General features: G+C 75.6%; 2 protein-coding genes. Both read right to left on the bottom strand.

The window, feature by feature from the left end:
* Positions 1–114 precede the first annotated feature (114 nt).
* Positions 115–1,761 carry an AAA family ATPase gene (locus ACFWXO_RS45295; RefSeq protein ID WP_380533106.1) on the bottom strand — a complete coding sequence of 549 codons (1,647 nt, stop codon included), beginning with the start codon at positions 1,759–1,761 and terminating at the stop codon, positions 115–117.
* Positions 1,762–1,815: 54 nt separating this feature from the next.
* Positions 1,816–2,244, bottom strand: coding sequence for a hypothetical protein (locus ACFWXO_RS45290; protein WP_380533103.1), 429 nt, complete (start codon positions 2,242–2,244; stop codon positions 1,816–1,818).
* Between the last annotated feature and the right edge of the window lie 217 nt (positions 2,245–2,461).

Below are 2,461 nucleotides of genomic sequence, written 5' to 3'. Positions count from 1 at the left end.
GCTCCGACTGATTCTGTTCACGGTCCTCTATTAGATTCTCTCCTGGCGCTCAAGGTTGACGTGCCGCAACAATGATTCCACCACGCCCACCCGGGCCGTGGGTGCGGTCGGGCGTCAGGTCCGGCGGTCCGCGTCGGCCCGGTTCAGCGCGTCGCGCAGGGCGGCCCGGGCGGTGATGCCCAGCTTGGGGAAGATCCGGTACAGGTGCGAGCCGACGGTGCGCGGCGAGAGGTGCATCCGGTGGCCGATCTCCTTGTTCGTCAGGCCGCCGGCCGCCAGCTCGGCGATCCGGCGCTCCTGCGAGGTCAGCGGGGCCGAAACCGGTGCCGAGGCCGGTGCCGAGGCCGGTGCCGAGGCCGGGGCCGGACTCCTGGCCGGTTCCGGGGCCGGGCGGTGTGACGGGACGTCGGCGGCGCGCAGTTCGGCCCGGACCGGCCGTTGCGCCTGACCGAGTCGGGCGGCGTGACCGGCGACGAAGGCGGCCTCGGCCAGCCGCCGGTGCCGTTCGGCCCGGTCCTCGCTGAGTTCGGCGGCCCGGGTCAGCCAGTGCACGGCCGCCGGCGCCCCGCCGCGTCGGGCCGCGGACTCGGCGGCGGCCTCCAGGACGGCGGCGACGTCCTCGTCGGGGTCGACCGTCGCGGCCGCCAGGTGGGCCGCCCGGCGTTCGAGGTTCCCCCGGTGGGCCCGGGCCAGCACCAGGTGGGCGGCGCGGCGCTGGTCGGCCGTGGCCAGCTGTACGACGGTGGAACGCACCAGCGGGTGGCGGAAGACGAGTTCGCCGGTGACCGGCTCGGTGCCCAGCAGCCCGGCGGCCACGGCCGGGTCGGCGTCGCGCATCCGGTACCGGCTGTCGGGGAGCGCCTCGGCGCCGCCCGGGGAGCCCGCGTCGTCCAGGGCACCTGTCAGGAGCTCGGCCCGCACCCGCGGGTCGAGGGCTTCGATGCGGGCGCCGAACAGGCGGTGCAGCCGCCGGGGCAACGGCACGCCGGGCCGGCCGACGAGGCCGTCGACCGGGAGGCCGTCCGACCGGTGCGTGAGCTGGGCGGGCAGCTCCAGCAGTGCGAGCGGGTTGCCCCGGGCCTGGTCCAGTACGGTCCGGCGGATCCGCGGGTCCAGCTCCGGGTACCGCTGGTCGAGCAGGCGCCCGGCGTCCTCGTCGCCGAGGGCGGCGACCGGCAGTTCGGGCAGGGCGGCGGTGTCGAAGCGGGACGGGACGTCGGTGCGGACGGCGACCAGCAGCTTCACCCGGCTGGCGGCCAGCCGCCGGCCGACGAAGCCGAGGACGTCGGCGCTGGAGTCGTCCAGCCACTGCCCGTCGTCGAGGACCAGCAGCAGCGGCCGCCGGGCGGCGGAGACCGGGAGCAGGCCGAGGACGGCGATGCCGAGCGTCATGACCGCCGGCGGATCGCCCGGCGGGACGTCAGGCGATCCGCCCGGCACCGAACCCGGCACCGAACCCAGCACCGAGCCGAGCACCGTCCGGGAGCCGTCGTCCAGGCACGCGAGGCCGGCGAGCAGGGGATGGAGGAGCTGGTGCAGCCCGGCGTGCGGCAGTGCGGACTCCGCCTCGACGCCGGCGGCCCGGACGACGAGGTGGCCCGCCCGCTCGGCCCGCGCGGCGGCGTGGTCCAGCAGCGCGCTCCTGCCGACTCCCGCCTCGCCCCGCAGGACCAGCGCCCCGCCCGTGGCGGACTCCACGAACGCCGCCAGCTCCGCCTGCTCCTGCGCGCGCCCCACCAACGCCGTACCGGTGGACCCCATCCCCGTGCTCCTTCCTAACGGCTCCCACCGGGCGTGCCACGGGCGGGCGGCGGTTCAGCCGGTGCGCAGCGGGCCCGCGAAGGACTTGCGGAGGGCGCCGGGGGCGGCGACGGGGAGCAGGGCGGCGAGCATCCGGCCCTTGAGGTGCTGGGGGTGGCGGGTCAGTTCGACGTCGACCCGGGTGCCGTCGCCCTCGGGAGTGAGCTTGAAGACCCAACCGCCGCCGGGGCCGAAGAGCTTGGAGTCCAGGGTGGTGACGGTGACGGTGTCGCCGTCGGGCTGCCACTCGTAGCGGGCGCGCTCCCAGGCGGCCGCGGTGCCCTCGGTGACCTCGGCCCAGGTGTCGCCGAGGGCGTGCACCTCGAAGTGTTCGGCGTCGATGGACGGCCAGGCCTCGGCGCGGGCGGGGCTGAAGTCGGTCAGGACCGCCAGGACGTCCTCGGCGCCGAGGGTGGAGACGAGCTGGAAGCGTACGACTGCCATGGTGGTGTCCTCATCAAAAGTAACTGTTCTGACCGGTGACGAAAGAGTTCCATGAGTCGGCGTCACCCGTCAAGACGGTGACGCGAATCGGGTCGGGGAACGCAGAACGGGCGGACACCCCGCGGGGGGGGGTGGGCCCCAATGGGTTGGGGGGAGGAGGAGGGGTGGGCAAGGGGACCAGGATGGGGTGCGTGACGCCCGGGGTGGGGAGGGGGCC

It is taken from the genome of Kitasatospora sp. NPDC059088 (assembly GCF_042738155.1).
In the GTDB taxonomy this organism is placed as follows: Bacteria; Actinomycetota; Actinomycetes; order Streptomycetales; family Streptomycetaceae; genus Kitasatospora.
The sequence above is the reverse complement of the archived record's forward strand: the minus strand, read 5'-3'. Positions and strand labels throughout refer to the sequence as shown.

Bases quoted from the DNA above. Each gene is read 5' to 3' on its own strand.
- ACFWXO_RS45295 (WP_380533106.1), bottom strand. From the start codon at position 1,761: ATGGGGTCCACCGGTACGGCGTTGGTGGGGCGCGCGCAGGAGCAGGCG.
- ACFWXO_RS45290 (WP_380533103.1), bottom strand. From the start codon at position 2,244: ATGGCAGTCGTACGCTTCCAGCTCGTCTCCACCCTCGGCGCCGAGGAC.